Source organism: Flagellimonas abyssi (genome assembly GCF_019457905.1).
In the GTDB taxonomy this organism is placed as follows: Bacteria; Bacteroidota; Bacteroidia; order Flavobacteriales; family Flavobacteriaceae; genus Flagellimonas; species Flagellimonas abyssi.
This window is the reverse complement of sequence record NZ_JAHZSV010000015.1, coordinates 71,371-93,228: the sequence shown is the minus strand read 5'-3', so window position 1 is coordinate 93,228 and position 21,858 is coordinate 71,371. Positions and strand designations below refer to the sequence as shown.

Sequence of the window (21,858 nt, the reverse complement as noted above, 5' to 3'; positions counted from 1 at the left end):
CCCTGTAATATCTCCAATCATTTTAAAAATTGAATTATGATAACATTGCAGCCATTGGATTATGTGATAATAATTACCTTTTTTGCTGTTACACTCGGGATAGGATTATAGGTATCCAAAAGTTCAGGAAGGAATAGTACCGAATATTTTCTATCCGGTCGATCCATGCCCTGGTGGCTTTTGGGCATTTCCATGGTGGCGACTACTTTTTCAACGGATACGCCCAATTTGGTCACTGATATTGTTCGTGCCAATGGTGTTGCAGGTAATTGGGTATGGTGGGCATTCTTGTTGACAGGTCTTCTGACCGTTTTTGTATATGCTAAGTTATGGAGAAGGTCCAATGTTAAAACAGATCTTGAGTTTTATGAGCTTAGATACGGAGGTGCCCCTGCTCGCTTTTTGCGTGGTTTTAGGGCCGTTTACCTTGGTGTGCTCTTCAATGTGATCACTATGTCGGCTGTTACTCTTGCAGCCATCAAGATAGGAGGGATCATGCTTGGTTTGGAGCCTTGGCAAACTGTTCTATATGCTGGTCTAATAACCGTGGTCTTTAGTGCTATTGGGGGATTTAAAGGGGTGGTATATACTGATTTCGTCCTCTTTTTCGTAGCTATGGGGGGAACCATAGGTGCAGCATATTATTTGGTCAATATACCTGAGGTTGGTGGGATGGAGGCCCTATTGGCCAATCCCAATGTCCAAATGAAAATGGATATTCTTCCTGAACTCGACAATGCGGATGCCATGATTACGCTGAATATTATCCCATTGTCGGTACAGTGGTGGAGTTCATGGTACCCGGGAGCGGAACCAGGTGGAGGAGGGTATATTGCCCAAAGGATGCTCTCGGCCAAAAATGAAAAGCACGCCATTATGGCCACTTTTTTCTTTAACCTCATGCATTACGCCGTAAGACCATGGCCCTGGATTTTAGTGGCCTTGGCCTCCATCGTTGTATTTCCCGACCTGGCAAGTCTTCAGGAAGCATTTCCCATAGTGGCGGATGACAAGCTCGGACATGATCTAGCTTTTTCCGCCATGCTTACCAAATTACCGGCTGGTCTTCTGGGTCTGGTTTTGACCTCTTTGGTTGCTGCCTATATGTCCACGATATCAACCCAATTGAATTGGGGTTCTTCCTATATTGTTTATGACTTTTACAAGGAACGGATTCGGCCGGATGGCTCTGAAAAAAGATTGGTATTGGTCGGACGGATATCGACGGTCGTATTAATGATCTTAAGTGCTGCCTTGGCTCTATTGCTTCAAAATGCACTGCAGCTTTTTGAAATTTTGTTGGTGTTTGGAGCTGGTACCGGACTGATTTTTATTTTGAGATGGTTTTGGTGGAGAATCAATGCATGGAGTGAAATTACCGCAATGTTCGCCTCTGGAATACTGTCCCTTTTATTAAAGCTGACTCCCTTGGGATCTTATTTGTTCGCTGTAGACACTGGATTGTTGCCCAATTGGACGGAATATCCAATGGTTGTGCTCGTCACCACAACGGCTTGGCTGACCGTTACCTATATAAGTTCTCCAGAGACAGATGAGGTGTTGTTGGAATTTTGCAAAAAAATAAGACCGGGAGGGCCAGGTTGGAGGAAAATCGTTCAGCGTGGGCCTATGGCGGGAATCAATATTGACGTGGAGGAAAGATGGACTGTCCCCGATGGAATATTGGCTATGTTATTGGGTACTGTTTTTATTTATAGCGCCCTATTTTCAGTAGGTTACTGGATTTATGGTAATTGGACATGGGCCATTGTTCTGACAATCGTTGTCCTGGCATCCGGAATTAGCTTATTCATGATATGGAATAAAATAAAACGTACGGTCAAATAGTGAATTGGGCCTATCATAATCATTACATTTATAAGGATTAAAAGTCAAGTGCCGGTCAAGGTTCCAAAGTATCTATCCGTAGAGGAAATCATGGAAAAATATCATCGCTCTAAAGAAAGTGGCTGTATTTTACAGCTAAATTGCAATCATTTGACATGACAACATGACAACATGTGGCAAAAAGAAATAGTCAAGGTGCAAGCGTTATTTGTTATATGGTCTAGGTTGTTTGGTATATCCGCATTAGAACGATTCGCTTGACTCCTTTCATTTGATCAAGTTAAGACCTATTCCAGATCTTTGGTCAAATCCGTATCCGAAGAAAAGGTGAAAACCTTAGATTCTGTGCGTGCCGTATCAAAAATTGATTGCATTTCCTACACTACTTCCGTATGCAATGGAGCAATATTGTTCTCTTCACCCAAGTCATCTTTTAAATTATAGAGCTCAATAGGAGCTTCTGGATTGTTTAGAACATCATATTTAACGGCCTTCCAGTCACCTTTTCTTATGGCTTGTCGCCCCCCTTTTTCATGAAATTCCCAATACAGATAATCATGTTGTTCCTGGTTTTCTTTTTGCAAAAGTGTAGGAAGAAATGAAATACCATCAAGGTCGTTTGGAGCGGCTATTCCCGCAATTTCGGAAAAGGTTGGAAAAACATCCCAAAAAGCTGATATGTGATCTGTTTTGCTGTTGGGGGTTACTTTCCCGGGCCACCTCACAATCATAGGGACTCTGATACCCCCTTCATACAAATCTCTTTTCAACCCCTTTAAAGGTCCATTGCTGTCAAAATATTCCGGGTCGGCTCCACCTTCCCTATGTGGCCCATTATCGGATGTAAAAATAATTATGGTATTCTTGGAGAGCCCCAATTCTTCTACCTTGGCCATAATATCCCCCACCTGATCGTCCAGTACATTGATCATTGCAGCAAAAGCGGCATGTGGATTTTTCTGGGAACGATAGGCCCCTTGATTGAATTTTGACCCATCATCGATGCCTTTATACATTTCTTCAGGTGGATAATTTCCCTTATGTTTCTCCATATAGGCTTCTGGAGCTGCCAGTTCCGCATGCGGAATAATACTGGGCACATATAGGAAAAAGGGGTTCTCTTGGTTATCCTCCAAGAATTTGAGCGTTTGGGCGTGTATTAGTTCCGGGGCATATATCCCATCACGCTTATTTGAATTCTCGGACAAAATGATAGAGTCCTTATTCGACCAAAGATGATAAGGGTAATAGTTATGCCCCATTCGTTGACAATTGTATCCGTAAAAAACATCAAATCCCTGATTTATCGGGTCACCTTGTGACCCTGGAAAGCCCAATCCCCATTTCCCGAAAGCACCTGTAATGTAACCGGCATTTTTCAAGGCCTCGGCAATGGTGTATGTATTATCTGGAATTGGATATTGCCCTTCTGGTTGAATTTCCTTGTTTCCTCTCACAACCGTATGTCCTGTATGCATACCTGTCATCAAGGCCGAACGAGAGGGTGCACATACGGTACTCCCGGAATAGTGTTGGGTAAAGACCATGCCCTGTGATGCCAGTCGATCAATATTAGGTGTAGAAAACTTTTCCTGACCATATATACCTAGGTCTCCATAGCCAAGGTCATCGGCTAAAATATAAATTATATTTGGTTTGCCGGCGATAGTATTTTTAGCTTCTTCCTTACAGGAAATAACGAGTATAGCGAAACCAATTGCGCCTAAATAACTGATTTTTGATTGCGTAATTGCAATCTTGGATATTTTCTTAAAAAACATGGTGTATAGTTGGAAGTTTGGATACGGATGGTCTTGTTTCATTTTTTTGGTGAACCCTGGTTTTACAAAACTAATATAAAAATCAAGTTGCTTGCTTAAATCACCCAATTCTAGATGATACTTATATTGGATACACCGTCATTTCTTCTAAATTTCTTAGGTAAATAAATAAAGGGTAAATCTGAATCCAAGCGTATGCATTGTTGATTGTTCAACAATGGTTGATTTATTGCTATTTCCTTGAGCTATGTTAGCTAGGGATATGGACCTTTTCAATTCACATTGTATTTTGTTTACCTAAAACCTCTTTCAATACAGCCATATCTTCGCTAACTTTTCTATCAATGATTTTGGCATAATGTTGGGTCGTACGAAGATTTTTGTGACCAAGCATTTGCCCAACAGTTTCAATGGGTACGCCATTGGATAGGGTCACGGTTGTAGCAAAAGTATGTCTGGCCAAATGGGTCGTCAAATTCTTTTTAATGGCACAGAGGTCGGCAATCTCTTTAAGATATGCGTTGGATTTCTGGTTGCTTAATACTGGAAGAACGCAATCTCCATTGGCTACTTTGGGATGATCTTCATATTTTTCAATGATGGCCAAGGCTGTTGGGAGTAGTGGAATTCCCAATCTGGATTTTGTTTTGGTCCGTTTGGATTTTATCCAAAGGGTTCCGTCTATATGTTTGACAATATGGTTTGGCTGTAGTTTTTGGACATCTATATAGGAAAGCCCGGTATAGCAGCAGAAAACAAACATATCGCGCACAACATTCAAACGTTGCCCTTCTATTTCTTTGCTCACCAAAATCTGCAACTCTTCCTTGGATAGAAATTCACGCTCTACGGTTTTGAAGTGCACTTTATAGTTGTAAAATGGATCTTTGCTGATCCACTCATGTGCTACTGCCATACGGATGATTTTCTTGAAGTTGTTGATGTATTTCAAAGCCGAGTTATGGTTACATTCTTTGGCAGTTTTTAGGAAGTACTCAAATCCTTTAATGAATTTCAAATCCACATCTCGAACAGGGATATCTGACTTTCCGAATTCAGACTTTATAAATTCAGCGATGTGATTTCTTGTGGTATTATATCTTTTATAGGTACCCAGAGCAAATTCAATATCAATTAGCTTCTTCATTTGCTGGTTGTGTTGATCAAAGAGTTCCAATAACATCTTAACCCTTTTGTCATTGCCTAAAAACTTATCCTTTACATCATGTACAGTGAAAAATTCTCCTTCTTCTACTAATTCATGGTGAATCTTATTTACCTTATGACGAACAGTGGACATGAATCGATTTAGTTCTTCCGCTTCAACTCCTTTTCCTTTCAATCTGTTCATTCTGGAGTCCCATTTTTCAGGATCGATTTTTCTATGAAGGCTTATTACTGATCGTTGGCCATTTACTGTTAATCTTAGGTATAGTCCGGCTTTCCCGTTCTTGTCGAGACGTTTGTCTTTAAGGTAAAATAAGACTGCAAAGGAATTTGACATATTTTGGGTATCGATTTATGTCAATAAAGGTATGAAAAATAACTTATTGGAGTTTTGTAAAATATTATAAAAGAGAATATTACAAGGATATCGATACCTTTTTTTAATTTTTAAAATGGGTATCGATTTGGTGCCTTTCAAACTGATTTTAATTGAGATTAAACGAAACCAAATAAAATAAAAAAACCTGTAAATCAGTAATTTACAGGTTTAATGTGTTGTTTTGATGGTGTTTTAGTGGAGCCGGAGGGATTCGAACCCTCGTCCAAACAAGCAATAACCATGCTTTCTACATGCTTAGTATCTGCTTAATTTTCGATGTATGCCTGACCAGATACGGCCTAACATACACTTATCTTCTTTAGGTTTTAGAGGTGTCGCCAAAGCGAGCGGACACCCTTGTGTTGACTTTTTTGGTGCTCCTAAACGAATCGCCGTCAACAAGGGCTATTCAGGAACATCTCGCTTCCCTACCTTGTAGGGACGAGGCAAATCTTACTATAATTCAGATTATGCGGCAAGAGCGTAATTATTTTCGCCAATTAAAAGTGTGAAACATGAGATTAACGAGCTATATCCCAGCGCTCGGCATGCTTACATCGCCATTGGTCTTGCTGTCAAAACCGGTCGGCCCCATAATGAGTTAGGTGAGCTTAGCTTACCGTAAACGAATTATGCCCTGAGCGAAGTCGAAGGGCATAAACATCTCTCACTTTTTTATCAAAGAACTCTTTTTAGAGCGTTACCCAAATATCGCTTCGCAACATTTCGGTCGGGCTATCGGCCGTACAAGCCTGCTTGCCGCAGGCAGGGTACTTGCCTCTATCCCTAACGCGGTCGGCAAAGGTAACGCATATCCATCAAACAATAAAAAGTTTGCTTACCCTGCCTTTTCCTCTTATTTTGGTCAACAATTATACCAAAATGTTATATGAAGTTCGGAATTATCAGGGAACGTAAAAATCCACCAGACCGCAGGGTAGTGCTATCCCCAGAAGAATGTCAAAATGTCTTGTCCAAATTCCCAAAGGCCGATATTTTGGTCGAATCCTCACCAATTCGAGTGTTTTCAGACCAAGAATATACCGATAAAGGCCTATCAGTGGTCAATGATATGGAAGTTTGCGAAGTGCTACTTGGCGTAAAGGAAGTTCCCATTGATGCGTTGATTCCCAATAAAAAATATTTCTTTTTTTCCCATACCATAAAAAAGCAACCTTACAATAGGGAACTGCTCCGAGCCATATTGGACAAAAACATCGAGTTGTACGATCATGAGGTAATTACCAACGCTAAAGGGGCCAGATTGGTGGCATTCGGGCGCTATGCGGGAATTGTTGGAGCCTACAACGGGTTCAGAACTTACGGATTAAAATATAACCTGTATCAATTGCCCAAAGCCGAGTCTCTTCTGGATCAGAAGGCCTTGATTAACGAGCTTAAAAAAATAAAGCTGCCCAACATCAAAATATTGCTTACCGGCAAAGGTAGAGTGGGCAATGGGGCAAAGGAAATGTTGGATGGTATGGGTTTAAAAAAAGTAAGTGTCTCCGAATACCTGAGCGACACCTTCAAAGAGCCAGTATATTGCCAGATAGATGCCTCTGATTATAACAAGCGTAAGGATGGTGTCCGTGGCAACAAATTGGATTTTTTCAAGAACCCTGGGGAATACAAATCAAATTTTTTCCGATTTGCCGAAGTGACAGATTTTTATATTGCGGGACATTTTTATGGTGACGGCGCACCATACCTGTATACCCGGGAAGATGCCAAACAACCGGAATTCAAAATAAAAGTAGTGGCCGATATCAGTTGTGATATTGATGGCCCGGTGGCAACCACCATTCGTCCGTCTACCATTGCGGACCCCATTTATGGCTATGACCCGTATTCTGAAAAAGAAACCGATTTTATGTCGGAAAATGCCATTGCCGTAATGGCCGTGGACAACTTGCCCTGTGAATTGCCCAGGGATGCCAGTGTTGGTTTTGGCGAAGCATTCTCTAAGTATGTAATCCCCTCGTTTTTCAATAACGACAAAGACGGAGTTCTTGAAAGGGCCCGTATGACCCAAAATGGGAAGCTGACCGAACGTTATGCATACCTACAAGATTACGTGGACGGTAAAGAATAACTCTTCGTCCAAAAAACATGCTTATAGGTTGACTGTGGACTGTTTTTTAGTATATTGTGTGTCCTAATTTCCGTAAGCCAGTGAAATTCAATTGGGTGTTTTCTGGAGATGACAATCCAGCAATGCAAAGGACTTGTATTGATTTAGAGTACAGCCTCAGACCAAGAATTATGCGATTCCTGTTGTCTAGACTGGATGTCGATACCGACTTTTCCAGCTTTCATTTCAATGTGGATGTGGACAATAAACGGGTTTCTATATCGGATAGAACTCCAAAGGAGTATACTAATCAAATTCTGTCTGGTTTTGATCAGGCTATAAATGGCTCATCATTTTCTTCCCTGGCTTAAAGTTATTTAGAACTTAATCTACATAAATCACAATTAATAAACTTTTAAGGGTTGCCAAAGACGCAAAATGTAAATTCCTGATTAATTTTGTCAGCTTAAATTATAACTACGTTGCACAAAGATTTGATTATAGCGGCACTTTGGAGTATATCGCCTTTTGGAGAGGCCAAGGTCGGTATTCCCTACGGGATGTACCAAGGGGTTAATGAGTATGTTGTATTTATTGTGTGTTTTTTGGCCAATGTAATGGTATTTCCTTTAATGATGTTCTTTTTGGAATACATCAACCGTCATTTGATCAAATGGCGTTTTTATAAAAAGTCCGCTGTCTTCGTAGGTCAAAGAGCCAAAAAGGGTTCGGGAAACAAAATACAGCGTTTCGGATTCTTGGGGATTGTATTGTTTGTTATGATTCCCCTGCCAGGTACAGGGGTTTATGCCGGTAGCATAGCAGCATACCTATTCAAAATGAAAAAACGTGAAGCTTTTGCGGCAAATACAATCGGAATCTTTTTCTCCTCTGTAATTATTTGGGCGGCCACCTTAATGTCCATGGAAGGCATTTAAGACAATAGTTTTTTCGATTTTGACCATTATTCTTAAGGTTGGATTTATTTATTTTGTCTCCAACTTAAATCACTAACCTTAAACAAAGCTTATGGCATCAGGTTTTTTTGCTGTTTTAGATGATATTTCCGCACTTATGGATGATGTGGCAACGATGAGCAAGGTCGCCACAAAAAAAACAGCAGGTATTTTGGGGGATGACTTGGCGGTGAATGCCGAAAAGGCAACGGGATTTTTATCCAGCCGGGAAATTCCCGTACTATGGGCCATTACCAAAGGTTCATTCTTGAACAAATTGATTATTCTGCCCATAGCATTTTTGTTGAGTGCCTATCTGCCCGTTGCTATTACTGTTATCTTAATTTTAGGTGGGGTCTATCTGGCTTATGAAGGGGCGGAAAAGGTATACGAGTACATTTTTCATAGAGGAGAGGAAGCCCATGACGCCGCCCCCACCGAAATACCTAAAGAAGATTTGCCGGAGCTTGAGAAACAAAAAATAAAGCAGGCCATCATCACGGATTTCATACTTTCTATTGAGATTGTCATTATTGCATTGAGTACCGTGGTCAATGAACCATTGACCATTCGTATTGCCACTGTGTCCGTCGTGGCGTTATTGGCCACTGTTGGGGTTTATGGTATTGTTGCTTTAATTGTTCGTATGGACGATTACGGTTACAAGCTCATTAACCTGAACGAACAAACGGATAGCTTCTCCGATAAGGTGGGTAAAGTTTTGGTGAATGCACTTCCAAAAATCATCAAAGGCTTGTCAATTGTTGGAACCTTGGCCCTATTGTTGGTTTCAGGGGGTATTTTTACCCATAATATTGAATTTTTCCATCATTTGTTCCCAAGCCTGCCCTCCTTGTTAAAGGATTTTATTTTTGGGCTGGTCATCGGATTTGTTGCGCTTCTAATATTGAAGTTGGTGAAAAAGCTGTTCAAAAGTAGGTCGTAAGCAAGTCATTTTTATGAATCCAGCAGAAGAGTATATCATCAACCAGGCAGAACCTTACAGAAGCATTTTGTTGCACCTAAAAGCGGTGATAGAGTCTGTTGTTCCTGATGTTGACATGAAATATAAATGGAGCATCCCTTGCTTTTATGCGGGCAAACAGCCCATCTGCTATTTAAATGTTTCCCAAAAAAAGAAGTATGTGGACATAGCCTTTTGGAATTCGGCCCATCTCACATTGCATTTGGATAAAATGGTCAATGAAAACCGAAAGGTGGTCAAATCGCTTCGCTATTTTTCGTTGGAAGAAATCGACCAAGAGGTGTTGGAGGAGGTTTTACAGGAATGCTATTCGCTTAAACATAAAGGATTTTACAAGAAGTAGGTTTAGGAAGGTGCGAGTTCTTTTTTAGGGGTATTCAGTTTAAAGAAAGCTATCCAGAGCGATACAATTCCCAAAATTAACCAGAGCAAATCCACCAAAAGAATGTGCTGGTATCCATTTTGATAGGCTATCCAAATCCAATTGCCCGATGCAATCCCGTTGGCAATCGGAACCAACAATCCCAAAATACCACCAGAGATCAATGTCCATTTATTGGTAAAGGCAATATCCTTTTTAAGGATAAAGAAAACAGATGCAGCTAACCAAACAAGAAAATAGGTCTGGTACAAAAAGGTGCGGTTGACTTCTGTTGCAAACTTTACAAGGATAAACTCTAGAGCAGTAATGGGAAGTAGGGTAAGGCAGATGGCCATATACCAATTGGCTACTTGTGCGTTAAATTTTCTGCGTTTTTCTGGGATATTCTTTTTATCACGAGCTACAAGCCAGATCATGATCCCGGATAGGATAACAAAACAGGAGATCAGTCCAAGAATAAAAGATATTAAACGAAGCCCGATGCCCGCATAATCACCAAAGTGAAGACGGAACATCATGTTTTTAACTGCATCCAAATATGAATTGTTTTTCGCAGGAACTTTTTCGTCCACGATGGAACCATCGGCCATATTGTAGATTCGGTATCCAAGACCATTTAATTTAGTTTCGTAACCAAGGTATCCGCTGATGGCGGCATGCATATTTTTGTCCCCGTAATTAAAGATGTGGGTTTCGGTCATTCTAAAATTGGGCCATTCCTCCTTCATTTGGCCCACAAGTTGATCAAGATGAATCTCTTTGTTCAGTTTCTCGTTCTGAAATTCATATACAGGATGATTGTACTCCAGGTCTTCAAATAGTTTGTTTTGGTCACCATCGTACATTCCCATCACCACAGGAAGAATCAAAACGCCCTTGAGCAAAAAGAAGGCTCCGGTAACGGCATACACAAATTGAAAAGGGAAACCGATTACCCCTAAAGCAGTATGGGCATCCGTCCAAATAGTTTTGATCTTGGCCCACGGCCTGAAGGTGTAAAAGTTGGAGACAATCTTGTTCCAATGCACCAAGATTCCCGTGATAATTGCAAATAAGAAGAAGAAGGCCACCAATCCCGATAAATATCTGCCGTAGGGATATGGGATTTGGTCCAAAAAGTGAAGGCGGTACAAAAACTCGCCCAAATGGTAATTGCCCTCGTAGCTTCCTTTGGTATTGTCCACCGTATCCAAATAAAAAAAGACGCGGGCTTTGTCTTTTTCAGTGGCTAGAGAGTCTTGAGAAGCCCCAATGCTTACGGAAATATTTCTTTCATTATAATAATGGCGCAGCTCCACATCACGACCATAAAGATTGTGTTCTTTGGAGAGTTCGTCAAGATATTGGTCCACGCTTCCGGATATTGCATCTTCCTGGGTCACGGTATGCCCGCGTTGCCAATTGGTAATCTCATCCCTGAAGAAGGAGAACGAACCTGTAAAGAAAATAACGTAAAGTGCAACGCTGATTACGATACCGCTTACGGTATGCGTGTGGAACAATATATTGTAGATGCGGTTTCCCATGGTTTAAACAAGTGGGTTGGTTTGGTTTCCGAAATAAAAGATCACAAAGAGCACAAGGCTTGCCAAAAGATAGATGCCCCAGATTTTCCAGCCATTTTTGCCCAAAAAAGCAACAACCATTAAAATGGCCCATAGGATAAAAGCGGAAAAGGTACTGGTGATGATCACGGTAACGTGATTAAACCAGCTGGCCAGTGCCATATGAAAAGTTACGGCAACGATCAAACCGCCCAAAATGGCAGCGGATATCTTGGCAAAACGTTGCGAGGTAGATGGGGTCAGGTATTTTTTGTTGGCGGGCATAGTTTAAAACAGAAGAACTTCAAAAATAAATGAACAGGTAAAAGTCAATAGTAAAAAAGTATAGTTCAGCAATCGCAAGGGAGCCAAGAGTATAACTAAACTGGCAATCGTCATTAAAATGATAAAAAAGGTAAATGTTCCTGCACCTATGCCCCAATAAAAGCAGCTCAGCCCCAATGATAAAATCATTAAGGCCAAGCCAATGTACTTGGATGCTCTTCCGTGTTCTCCAATCGATTTTTCAAAGCCCAGATTCCCAACGGCCGACATTTTTTTTGATGTACTGTACAGCAGGTAAAAGGAAATTGAGGTTAGAAGGGAAATTCCCGTGAACATTGTTATTGTTTTATACAGTAGGTGGCACAATGCCAGATAAACTCATACTCTTCGCCATTGTAGGTGCCTGGAATCTCCTCTTTGGTCGTGGTCTCCACAATGTATTTTGTATTCCAAGGCAAAGCAAAGGAAACTTCGCCGTTGTCATCGGTGTACAATGTTTTCGACCATAGGTCGGAGACATAGACCTTAAGTTCGTTTTTGGCTATGGGCTCTCCCTTGTACAAAACTTGGAGTTTGATTTCCTTCCCGTCATTTTCCAATTGTTTTACCACTATTCCTTCTGGATTTTCCGCTTTGGTATCGCCATCGGTTCCCACTTTTACTTTTGCGGTAGAATGATAATGTGTCTTAAAAATCCCGAAATCGTATTGGGTATAATCGATCACATCGATTTCATTATTGTTCAGGGCAATGGTATAAACACCGTTTTGTGATGGGGTAAAACTCGACAAGTAATGGTCTTCTTTAGCTTTTGTGCTCAATTGGGTCTTTGTGCCATCGGGAGCTATTACCCAAAGGGTAAATTTAGAAACTGCAGGAAAGGCTTCACCTTCTACTTTTTCAATAACTCCATAAGTGTACTCACCATAGTGTACACGTACTTCCTGTGCTTTACCAAGTTTTCCAGTTCCATTGGTCTCTATCCACAAGTAGTGGGCCTGGGCGGTAAGGGTCCCAAAGAGACAAGTTAAAAAAAGAATGAATTTTGTTTTCATGATCATTTGCATTTAAAGGTCCATGATGTTGCATGGGCCCTGATTAAATTGTTTCGGTTTAAAAACTATAAGCAACGGTAAGTCTTCCATTGATTCCCGGTTCCGATTGCCAATAGAGGTAAGAGCCATAATTGGCACCGGAATATAGATATTCGTCCAAAATATTGTTGATGTTCAACTGAACCCTGAAGTTGCTGTTTCTCCATGATAGGGCACCATCCATCCTAAAATAATCTGGAAGGTCGGACTGGTTATCAGCGGCCCAGGCCCATGTAGATCTATCTACTTGGTATTGGTAGCCTAAAGAAACACCGAATCCGTTCAACGATGATGTCTGGGCGAAGTTGTAATTTAACCACCCATTGGTTACATGTTTGGCATGACCGGCCACTCTGGTGCCTACAATGTCAGGATTGGGGTCTTCGGTTACTTCTACCTTGGTATTGGCATAGTTCAAGATTATATTTAGTTCTGGAGTAATTTGTCCTTGTAGGTCGAATTCTACTCCCTTTGACTGTACTTCGCCCAAATACATGGAGAAGTTAGGATTGGAAGGGTCTGTGGTCAAGATGTTCTCTTTGGTGATTTGATAGACCCCTAAAGAAGTCCTTAATCGTCCATCGAAGAAACTTTTCTTAATACCACCTTCAATATCGTTGGCATCAACAGGGTCGTTCAAAGGTTCCATATCAACACTCATTCCTGCTTGAGGCAAAAAAGATTGGTCGTAGAGTCCGTAAACGGTCAAATCGGGCAAAATATCAACGCTCAAACCAACACGTGGTGTAAATACGTCATCGTTTTCCGTTTTTCCTTGCGTGTACAAGTTCGTGTACCGTCCGGCCAAGGTCAATCGAATTTTATCATCCAAGAAACCAACCTCATCTTGCAAGTAGTATCCTCTTAACGTATTTGCACTATATGGGGCACCTCCGTTTCTGTATTGAACATTTACTGAACGGTCGAACTCTGGAATAGTAACACCATATTGGGGATTGTAAATATTAAAGGGTGTTGCAGTATCTACAGGAAGTGTTACCGAGAAATCAGCCCAATAGGATTTATCGCTAAAGTCGAAACCTCCCAATATTTTATGTGAAACAGCACCAGTATTGAAAGCACCATTAATATATAACTGAGCATATTTACCTACGGATAGTGCATCCCACTGGGATATGGTCCTAACAACATCTCCGGTATCGCTATCAAGTCCTGCTATCCATGCAGAATTTCCAATTTGATCATATCTTAAATATGCCATTTGACCTTCAACGCTCCAATTATCTGAAAATTCGTGTTTGGCATTCAAAAAGAAAGTAACTTCTTGAATGTCGGTTTTTGGATAATTGGTGTCAACAAAGTTGAAGTCACGGGGCAGGCTCGCGTATCCATCTTCCACAGGCGCAAAAATATAGGCAGACCCCAAGAAGGATTCAGCATCCTGCAAGTTCATTTCAGCAGTAATTGAGGTTTTGTCGCTAAACTTATAGGTTAGGGCAGGAGCGATGCCAAATCTATCGGTTTGCTCATTTCCTCTATGGCTGTCAGTAGTTTGGTACATGGCGTTGAAACGATAGAGCAACTTTCCATTTTCGGAGGCTTTGCCACCCACATCAACAGTACCACGATAAAAGTCAAAGCTACCTGCTGTAAAAGATGCGTTGGCAACAAACTCTTCTGTAGGTTTTTTGGTAACTACATTATAAAAACCACCGGGCTCACCTGCGGACATCATAAATCCGGCCGGGCCTTTTACAAATTCAATGCGTTCCACCGTGTTCATGTCTTCGGCCAATGGTCCCCAGCTGTCTTGGACGTTTACTCCGTTCCTGAAAGCTGGTAAACGGAAACCACGCATGTTGATCCGGGCAAATTGTCCCCAATGTTCCAACATGGTAACACCACTCACATTTCGGGTAAGTCCGTCCATTATGGTGGTTACTTGCTGATCTTTTAAGAGCTCGTCGCTGATGACCTGTACATTTTGTGGCAGTTTCACCAATTCGGTTTTTAGCCGAAGCGAAGTTGAAGGCTCCCTTTCCAAGTATTTGTTTTGATGTCCCTCAACAATAACTTCGTTGAGCTGCTCTTGTTTCTCCACCATTTTAACCGTTGGAACTTGTGTGGTTTGTCCAGCATTGATCGTGATGGTCTTAGTTTGCATTCCAAAACCTACCATAGAAAAGGTAAGCGTGTAGGCGCCAGGAGCAAGATTTTCAATTTTGTAAGAACCCGAACTATCGGATGTGGCGCCCAAACTGGTGTTGGACAGCATAATGTTTACATCTGATAGGGCGTTGTTTCTTTGATCGGTCACTTTTCCTTCCAAACTTCCTGTTTGGGCTTGTGAAAAAGAGAAGACAGCTAGGCTGAGGATGAGTAATATATTCTTCATTAGTTATTTGTAATTGGTCTAAATAAATTTCGAATGCAAATGTATGTCCCAACATTTAATCAGGCAAAAAATATTTAGACTAATTATAAATAAACTTAAAAATTAAATATAATTATCTTAAAATCAGTTTGTTGATTTTGTTAAAATTGTAGTCTCGGAAGAGTTTACAGTGAATTGATAGTTTTTCTAATTGCAGTCAAATCCGTCAAAAGTTTTTCCAATAAACTTAAATCCAGCATATTGGCGCCATCACTTTTGGCATTTGCAGGATCAAAATGGGTTTCCATAAAAAGTCCATCTACACCAGCTGCGATTCCTGCTCGGGACATTGTTCCTATCAGCGCGGGTCTTCCGCCGGTAACTCCAGAGGATTGGTTGGGCTGTTGAAGGGAGTGTGTAACATCCAGTACAACTGGGGCATATTGCTTCATGGTAGGAATGCCACGGAAATCTACGATCATGTCTTGGTATCCGAACATGGTTCCACGATCGGTGATAATGGCCTGCTCATTTCCAGTTTCCGTTACCTTGGTAACGGCATGCTTCATGCTTTCAGGGCTCATAAATTGCCCTTTCTTCAAGTTGACGACCTTGCCTGTTTCTGCGGCAGCTACGACCAAATCGGTCTGCCTAACCAAAAAGGCAGGAATCTGAAGAACGTCCACATATTCAGCAGCCATGGCGGCATCAGAAATTTCATGAATGTCGGTTACGGTCGGAACACCAAAAGTCTCCGAAACTTTTCGAAGAATTTTTAAAGCTTTTTCATCTCCAATTCCGGTGAAGGAATCCATGCGGCTCCGGTTCGCTTTTTTAAAACTACCCTTGAAAATATAAGGAATGTTAAGCTTATCGGTAATGGCAACCGCCTTTTCTGCAATTCGCATGGCCATCTCCTCGCCTTCAATGGCGCAAGGGCCTGCCAATAAGAAAAAATTATCGCTCTCCGTGTGTTTTATCTGTGGAATTTTGGTGATGTCCATTTCTTAAAGTTTGCACAAATATACTATTAAACCATGGTATCCTTTTTAGATTTATCGATACAAACCATCGACCATGAAAAATACATACGTTCTTATTTTAGTTTGTTTTGTTTCAACTTTCGCAAACGCTCAATGGCAAGAGCGGGGAGGTACTTTTGATTTGGCCCATTTGGAGCGACATCAATTTAAATTGAATTTATTGAGCCCTGGATTTACCTATGAACTGGGTCTGTTTAAAAACCAGAGTGTGTCCACCAACCTTGGTTTGGCCAATGCTACATACGAAGAGGGCTATGTACTCGGTTTGGCAATGAACAACCGTTACCGCTATTACCATAATTTTGATAGGAGGGAGCGGTTGGACAAAAATACCTCTGGTAACTCTGGGAATTATATCGCCGCCGCTCAAGCTATTTTCTTTTCACAACTTCGGATTTCCACAAACGTTGAAGGTCCGGACGATTTCAATCTAGGTTTTTACGGACTGGCTTACGGTATACAGCGTACGTATGAGAAAGGCTTCAATTTTAATTTGGAACTTGGGGCAGGATATTACAAAGGGGATGGTGTGCCCGATGGTTATGGACCTTTGATAAACTTTACCTTTGGTTGGGTGGCGACCAAACGGAAGAAAAAAGACCCGTATTTTGACTAAAAAGCACATTAAAGCATACTATTTTGCTCAACTTAGGGTTATAGTACTACCAAATTAACCTACATGCGTCGCTTATTATTTTTGGCTTTCCTTTTGATTGGATTTCTGACCCAAGCCCAATATGGGACAAACTGCGAAATCCGCCAGTTTAAGCTCAATGCTTTTAATCCCGGTATTGAGTATGAGATGGCTTTGGGCGTGAACAGTACGCTGGATATTCGCGTAGCATATCAGGTCGCTCTGGAACCAGCTAGTTCCCAACCTTTGGAAGATTTTGATTTTTTTCCTGCCATTACCGTTCAAAACCGATATTACCACAACTTGAACAGTCGGGAAAGACGCAGGAGGTCCATTTATGGGAATTCGGGCAACTACATCGCACCATCAGCAGCTATCTTTTCTCCCGGAGACCGTGTGGTCGAGGGGCAACTGGTAGATGGTATTCACGGTTATGGTGGTCTGGTTTATGGCATTCAACGCAGTTTTGATTCAGGCTTCAGTTTCTCTATTGATGCCGGTGCCGGCTACTATGTAGGGCCGTTCAAAGGAACCATTCAACCCGTTGTAAACTTGAGTATTGGTTGGATTATCAGCGAAAAACGCTGGTGTGTTGGTCTTTAGATTTGGAACTATCACAAAATCAATAAGATAAAAATAATATTTAGGAGTGTTGCACAAGAAAAAATAGCAGTATCTTTGCGGGCTTAAAAAATAGGTTATGTCCAAAATCAAAAATATTGCAATCATTGCACACGTAGACCACGGTAAAACTACCTTGGTCGATAAAATCATGTACCATTGCCAGTTGTTCCGCGAAAACGAGAACAAGGGCGACCTGATATTGGATAACAACGACCTGGAAAGGGAGCGTGGAATCACCATTGTTTCCAAAAACGTTTCCGTTGTTTACAAAGACACAAAAATTAATATTATAGATACCCCTGGTCACGCCGATTTCGGTGGTGAGGTAGAGCGTGTTTTGAACATGGCCGATGGGGTTTTGTTGTTGGTGGATGCCTTCGAAGGGCCAATGCCACAGACCCGTTTTGTGCTTCAAAAGGCAATTGACCTTGGTTTGAAGCCTTGCGTGGTGATTAACAAAGTGGATAAAGAAAACTGTACGCCGGAAGAAGTGCACGAGAAAGTATTCGATTTGATGTTTGAACTGGGTGCCGAAGAATGGCAGTTGGATTTCCCAACCGTTTACGGTTCTGCAAAGAACAACTGGATGGGCGAGGATTGGAAAGTACAGACCGAGAACATTGAGCCGTTGTTGGATATGGTGATCGAACACGTGCCTGAGTTCAAACCTCAAGAAGGTACCACTCAAATGTTGATCACTTCGTTGGATTACTCATCGTTTACAGGGCGAATCGCGATTGGTAGATTGCAACGTGGTAAACTTCGAGAAGGACAACAGGTTTCTTTGGTGAAAAGAGATGGTTCCATCGTAAAAACTAGGATCAAGGAACTTTACACTTTTGAAGGCTTGGGCCGTTTAAGAGTAGAAGAAGTGGTTGCTGGTGATATTTGTGCCATTGTGGGTATGGAAGGATTCGAGATCGGGGATACCGTTGCCGACATTGAAAACCCAGAAAAATTGAAGACTATCGCTATTGATGAGCCTACCATGAGTATGCTTTTCACGATCAACGATAGTCCGTTTTTTGGTAAGGATGGAAAGTTTGTTACTTCCCGTCACATCAAGGAGCGTTTGGAAAAAGAATTGGAGAAAAACTTGGCGCTTCGTGTACAACAAACCGATAGTGCCGATAAATTCTTGGTCTATGGCCGTGGGGTATTGCACCTTTCTGTTTTGATCGAAACCATGCGTAGGGAAGGTTACGAGCTTCAAATTGGTCAGCCACAGGTTATCATCAAGGAGATTGATGGAGTTAAATGTGAACCGGTGGAACACTTGACCATTGATTTGCCAGAAGAAGTATCAGGAAAAGCTGTTGAGATGGTATCCATCAGAAAAGGGGAAATGACCAGTATGGAGGCAAGAGGTTCCCGAATGGTTTGTGAATTTGTAATTCCATCCAGAGGAATCATCGGTCTTAGAAACCAATTGTTGACGGCTACCGCAGGTGAGGCCATTATGGCGCATAGATTTTTTGAATATCAACCATTGAAAGGGGATATCGCCCAGCGATTGAACGGTTCTTTGGTTTCCATGGAAAACGGAACAGCGATTCCTTATTCCATCGATAAACTTCAGGAAAGAGGTAAGTTCTTTATTGACCCGGGAGAGGATATCTATGAAGGGCAGGTAATCGGCGAAAACTCCCGTCAGGATGATATGACAGTGAACGTGACCAAGACCAAAAAACTATCTAACGTTCGTTCTTCTGGAGCTGATGATAAGGCAAAGATTGTTCCTGCTATCAAATTCTCTCTGGAAGAAGCATTGGAATACATTCAAAAGGATGAATACGTAGAGGTGACTCCAAACCACTTGAGACTTAGGAAAATATACCTAAAAGAGGTAGATAGAAAAAGAAATAAAGTAGTTTAAGATAATTCAATTTGACATTTGAATAAAGCGGATGGAGTGATATACTTCATTCGCTTTTCTTTTTAAAACAAGCGAAGAGGCCCAAGTTCTTTAATCTTAAAATTTACTGCAAATGTCCGTGGTGCTGTTCTCGCAAACACGCTACGGCAGCTCCAATGATACCTGCATGGTTCATTAATTCAGCCTTGATTACCTCGGTCTCAATATCTATATGATGACTGAATTCCTCCCAATTTTTTGAGGTTCCCCCGCCAACAATGATAAGGTCGGGGCAAACGATAAGCTCCACCAGTTTTAGAAATTTATTGAAGCGTTTGCCCCACTTTTTAAAACTGAGCTCTTCTCGTTCTTTTGCCGAAGCGGCCGCCCATTTTTCAATCTTTTTGTGCTTTTTGTATGGAATCTGGCCCAGCTCAAAATTTGGGATGAGCACACCGTTATAGAAGGCACCACTACCTAGTCCTGTTCCGATGGTAATCATTATTACAAGACCATTTTTACCTTTTCCAATACCATAGTTCATTGAGGCATAGCCAGCGGCATCTGCATCGTTGAGTACGGTAAATTCATGTCCGGTATATTCGGTGAATAATTCATCGATATTAACACCCACCCAACTTGGATGAAGGTTTCCTGGCGATTTGCAAACCCCGTTTTTTACTATGGATGGGAATCCACAGCCCACAGGTCCTTCATAATTGAAGTGTTCCACGATTTCGGCCACCACTTTGGCCATATCTTTGGGTTTTTTTGATTTTGGGGTTGGAATTCGGAAGCGTTCTGTCAACATCTCTCCAGTTTCGGCGTTTACTAGGGCACCTTTAATGCCCGACCCGCCAATATCAATACCAAGAATCTCCATAGAAAGGAATCAATGTTAGTTTGAACAAAGTAACAAAAACTTTTGATGACCAAGTAATTTCAGTGGAAATCAATCCACTAAAAAGGTGTTTTGGGTGTTATATCGCTTTTTGGATTACCTCGAACACTTTGCTGCCATCACATTTTAACGTTTTATGCGGATATTTTAGGATTAGGGCGTAATCGTGGGTCGCCATAATAATGGTGCGCCCATTTTGGTTGATGTCCTGAAGAACTTTCATCACCTCGACACTGGTTTGCGGGTCAAGGTTACCTGTAGGCTCGTCCGCCAAAATCAGCTCAGGGTCGTTGAGCAGGGCCCTTGCAATGGCAATCCGTTGTTGTTCACCACCTGATAGTTCGTGGGGAAACTTAAAACCTTTGGTTTTCATGCCAACCTTGTCCAAAACCTCCTCGATTTTATCGTTCATTTTCTTGGGGTCTGTCCAACCGGTCGCTTTGAGAACAAAATTGAGATTATTGTTGATGTTCCTGTCGGGCAGCAATTTAAAATCCTGAAAAACAATGCCCAGCTTTCTGCGTAAAAATGGAATATCCTTTTCTTTCAAGGTCTTTAGGTCAAAATCCACTACCTGTCCTTCACCTTGTTTTAAGGGAAGGTCGGCGTAAAGGGTTTTCATAAAACTACTTTTTCCGCTACCTGTTTTTCCGATTACATAGACGAATTCTCCCTTTTTGACCTCGAGGTCAACATCGTTGAGAACCATGTTCTCGTTTTGGAATACCGCTACGTCTTTTAATTTTAGAATGGTTTCGGACATAATTTTATTTCAGCTTCTTACACAAAAGTATTTGAAAATATGCTAAGCGACATCAAAATAAAAGGTTAATCCCAAATTTATTTTGAAACTTCCACAGATTCGTTTTTCCAGATTCTGGTGTTCAGGTTTAAATCTTCCACAATGCCTATGGCAGCATAAACATCATCGTGTATCTTTTCAAAAAACATTGGAGGTCAATAAGTTTTTCTTCTTGTCAAAACACAAAAAACCATGTGGATGCTGTATGCCCAGATACAATTTGTTCTTATTGAACGACAGCATAATGGGTTTGTCAATTTTTCTTTTTAATCGGGTGATTTTTTCCATTAGGGAGGTGGATAGAATATATCGGGCCTCAACTTGATCGGTACTGTACACCATAAAATCGTTTTCAAACTCCATATCTTCCAGATGTACAAGTTCACCTCTTGCAGCATTCAAAGTTTGTAGATTTTTTGCCAGATATCCGACCCTTTTTTCCATTGCATCGGGCAAAACAATGGTGTATCCCTTAAACTTTTTATTAAAATCGACCACGGCAAACATTCCAACAAAACTACTTCCTAAATTCTCTGTGGAATGATGTTTGGAAAAATAAGGCCTCATATAATTATAGGCAAAATTGAGGTAGGGGAACAAAGGAATGTACATCAAAAAGGAACCATAAACCCCCTGGTTGATGATGTTGACATCTCCCATGGTTATTGATGTGTTTCCTACTGTTCCTTTTAAAGTCCCAAAATGGAGGTTATAACCACCCTGCTTGTTTTGGCTTTTTTTGATTTGGGCATAGGAGGGGAGCAGTTTACTTTCTTCAATCAGTTTTGGGGTAATCTGTCTTTTGGGGTCAAATTTCAGTTCGGGCACCATTTTATTCAGGGCAATCGTTATTATTTCCCTTTCCATTGCCTTGTATTTATTTTTGGTGGTATAGGAGGCAATCATCGTAATGAAAAAAGGCACCCAATATAACGTTGCTATCACTTGAATGGGGTTCCACGAACTTCCTTCGGTCACATTGGCAATCCATTTGCTAAAGCCGGCATTGTTGAAATATGTAATGATGGGCAAAAGCAAAAATCCAAAAATCATTAGTGACATTAAAATTGAAAATACACTTTGATAAACAATATGTTTCCTTCGTATTTGTTCTGCTTTCAATAGAAGCGGATGCAGCTCGTCCCTGATTTTATTTAAATCTACCATTT

19 protein-coding genes, 1 other RNA gene and 1 pseudogene are annotated in these 21,858 nt (G+C 41.2%); 9 read left to right on the top strand and 12 right to left on the bottom strand.

What is annotated here, in order from left to right; all coding sequences use genetic code 11:
• Positions 1-36: 36 nt before the first annotated feature.
• Positions 37-1,848 (top strand): annotated as a pseudogene (locus K1F36_RS12275) (sodium:solute symporter family protein).
• A gap of 377 nt (positions 1,849-2,225) precedes the next feature.
• Here the strand turns inward: K1F36_RS12275 and K1F36_RS12270 are convergent.
• From K1F36_RS12270 to ssrA, 3 genes are all read right to left on the bottom strand, one after another.
• Positions 2,226-3,671 carry an arylsulfatase gene (locus K1F36_RS12270; protein ID WP_220114088.1) on the bottom strand — a complete coding sequence of 482 codons (1,446 nt, stop codon included), beginning with the start codon at positions 3,669-3,671 and terminating at the stop codon, positions 2,226-2,228.
• Between the two features lie 235 nt (positions 3,672-3,906).
• A complete protein-coding gene (locus K1F36_RS12265) occupies positions 3,907-5,133 on the bottom strand; it encodes a site-specific integrase (RefSeq protein WP_220114087.1) in 1,227 nt (408 codons plus the stop codon).
• 235 nt (positions 5,134-5,368) lie between these two features.
• Positions 5,369-5,768, bottom strand: a transfer-messenger RNA (tmRNA) gene (ssrA, locus tag K1F36_RS12260).
• 296 nt (positions 5,769-6,064) lie between these two features.
• Between ssrA and K1F36_RS12255 the strand changes: the two genes are divergently transcribed.
• The 5 genes from K1F36_RS12255 (at position 6,065) to K1F36_RS12235 (ending at position 9,533) form a co-directional block, all read left to right on the top strand.
• The gene (locus K1F36_RS12255) at positions 6,065-7,270 is read left to right on the top strand and encodes an NAD(P)-dependent oxidoreductase (RefSeq protein ID WP_220114086.1); all 1,206 of its coding nucleotides are present in this window, start codon (positions 6,065-6,067) and stop codon (positions 7,268-7,270) included.
• Between the two features lie 170 nt (positions 7,271-7,440).
• Positions 7,441-7,620, top strand: coding sequence for a hypothetical protein (locus K1F36_RS12250; RefSeq protein ID WP_220114085.1), 180 nt, complete (start codon positions 7,441-7,443; stop codon positions 7,618-7,620).
• Between the two features lie 111 nt (positions 7,621-7,731).
• Entirely contained in the window at positions 7,732-8,187 is a 456-nt protein-coding gene (locus tag K1F36_RS12245) for a COG2426 family protein (RefSeq protein WP_220114084.1), read from the top strand.
• 91 nt (positions 8,188-8,278) lie between these two features.
• Positions 8,279-9,151, top strand: a complete 873-nt coding sequence (locus K1F36_RS12240; protein ID WP_220114083.1) for a DUF808 domain-containing protein — start codon at positions 8,279-8,281, stop codon at positions 9,149-9,151.
• Positions 9,152-9,164: 13 nt separating this feature from the next.
• Complete coding sequence (locus tag K1F36_RS12235; RefSeq protein WP_220114082.1) at positions 9,165-9,533, top strand: DUF1801 domain-containing protein; 369 nt, start codon at positions 9,165-9,167, stop codon at positions 9,531-9,533.
• A 2-nt stretch (positions 9,534-9,535) separates the two neighbouring features.
• Here the strand turns inward: K1F36_RS12235 and K1F36_RS12230 are convergent, their stop codons facing one another.
• The 6 genes from K1F36_RS12230 to kdsA all read right to left on the bottom strand — a co-directional run bounded on the left by K1F36_RS12230 (position 9,536) and on the right by kdsA (position 15,834).
• Positions 9,536-11,098 (bottom strand): PepSY-associated TM helix domain-containing protein, encoded by a 1,563-nt coding sequence (locus K1F36_RS12230; protein WP_220114081.1) that lies wholly within the window; start codon positions 11,096-11,098, stop codon positions 9,536-9,538.
• 3 nt (positions 11,099-11,101) lie between these two features.
• Positions 11,102-11,401 (bottom strand): hypothetical protein, encoded by a 300-nt coding sequence (locus K1F36_RS12225; protein ID WP_220114080.1) that lies wholly within the window; start codon positions 11,399-11,401, stop codon positions 11,102-11,104.
• Between the two features lie 3 nt (positions 11,402-11,404).
• A complete protein-coding gene (locus K1F36_RS12220) occupies positions 11,405-11,737 on the bottom strand; it encodes a hypothetical protein (protein ID WP_220114079.1) in 333 nt (110 codons plus the stop codon).
• 2 nt (positions 11,738-11,739) lie between these two features.
• The gene (locus K1F36_RS12215) at positions 11,740-12,456 is read right to left on the bottom strand and encodes a DUF4198 domain-containing protein (RefSeq protein ID WP_220114078.1); all 717 of its coding nucleotides are present in this window, start codon (positions 12,454-12,456) and stop codon (positions 11,740-11,742) included.
• Positions 12,457-12,514: 58 nt separating this feature from the next.
• Entirely contained in the window at positions 12,515-14,851 is a 2,337-nt protein-coding gene (locus K1F36_RS12210; RefSeq protein ID WP_220114077.1) for a TonB-dependent receptor, read from the bottom strand.
• 164 nt (positions 14,852-15,015) lie between these two features.
• Positions 15,016-15,834 carry a 3-deoxy-8-phosphooctulonate synthase gene (gene kdsA, locus K1F36_RS12205; RefSeq protein ID WP_220114076.1) on the bottom strand — a complete coding sequence of 273 codons (819 nt, stop codon included), beginning with the start codon at positions 15,832-15,834 and terminating at the stop codon, positions 15,016-15,018.
• A gap of 73 nt (positions 15,835-15,907) precedes the next feature.
• Between kdsA and K1F36_RS12200 the strand changes: the two genes are divergently transcribed.
• The 3 genes from K1F36_RS12200 to typA all read left to right on the top strand — a co-directional run bounded on the left by K1F36_RS12200 (position 15,908) and on the right by typA (position 19,007).
• Positions 15,908-16,489: a hypothetical protein gene (locus K1F36_RS12200; protein ID WP_220114075.1), complete on the top strand. Its 582-nt coding sequence runs from the start codon at positions 15,908-15,910 to the stop codon at positions 16,487-16,489.
• Positions 16,490-16,552: 63 nt separating this feature from the next.
• Positions 16,553-17,110, top strand: coding sequence for a hypothetical protein (locus K1F36_RS12195; protein ID WP_220114074.1), 558 nt, complete (start codon positions 16,553-16,555; stop codon positions 17,108-17,110).
• Between the two features lie 97 nt (positions 17,111-17,207).
• Complete coding sequence (gene typA / locus K1F36_RS12190) at positions 17,208-19,007, top strand: translational GTPase TypA (protein ID WP_220114073.1); 1,800 nt, start codon at positions 17,208-17,210, stop codon at positions 19,005-19,007.
• Positions 19,008-19,110: 103 nt separating this feature from the next.
• On the opposite strand, the gene ppgK is transcribed toward typA, so the two are convergent.
• The 3 genes from ppgK to K1F36_RS12175 all read right to left on the bottom strand — a co-directional run bounded on the left by ppgK (position 19,111) and on the right by K1F36_RS12175 (position 21,856).
• On the bottom strand, positions 19,111-19,869 hold the full coding sequence (gene ppgK / locus K1F36_RS12185; RefSeq protein ID WP_220114072.1) for a polyphosphate--glucose phosphotransferase: 759 nt from the start codon (positions 19,867-19,869) through the stop codon (positions 19,111-19,113).
• 97 nt (positions 19,870-19,966) lie between these two features.
• The gene (locus K1F36_RS12180) at positions 19,967-20,650 is read right to left on the bottom strand and encodes a cell division ATP-binding protein FtsE (protein WP_220114071.1); all 684 of its coding nucleotides are present in this window, start codon (positions 20,648-20,650) and stop codon (positions 19,967-19,969) included.
• A 177-nt stretch (positions 20,651-20,827) separates the two neighbouring features.
• Positions 20,828-21,856 carry a DUF3137 domain-containing protein gene (locus K1F36_RS12175; RefSeq protein ID WP_220114070.1) on the bottom strand — a complete coding sequence of 343 codons (1,029 nt, stop codon included), beginning with the start codon at positions 21,854-21,856 and terminating at the stop codon, positions 20,828-20,830.
• Positions 21,857-21,858 lie beyond the last annotated feature (2 nt).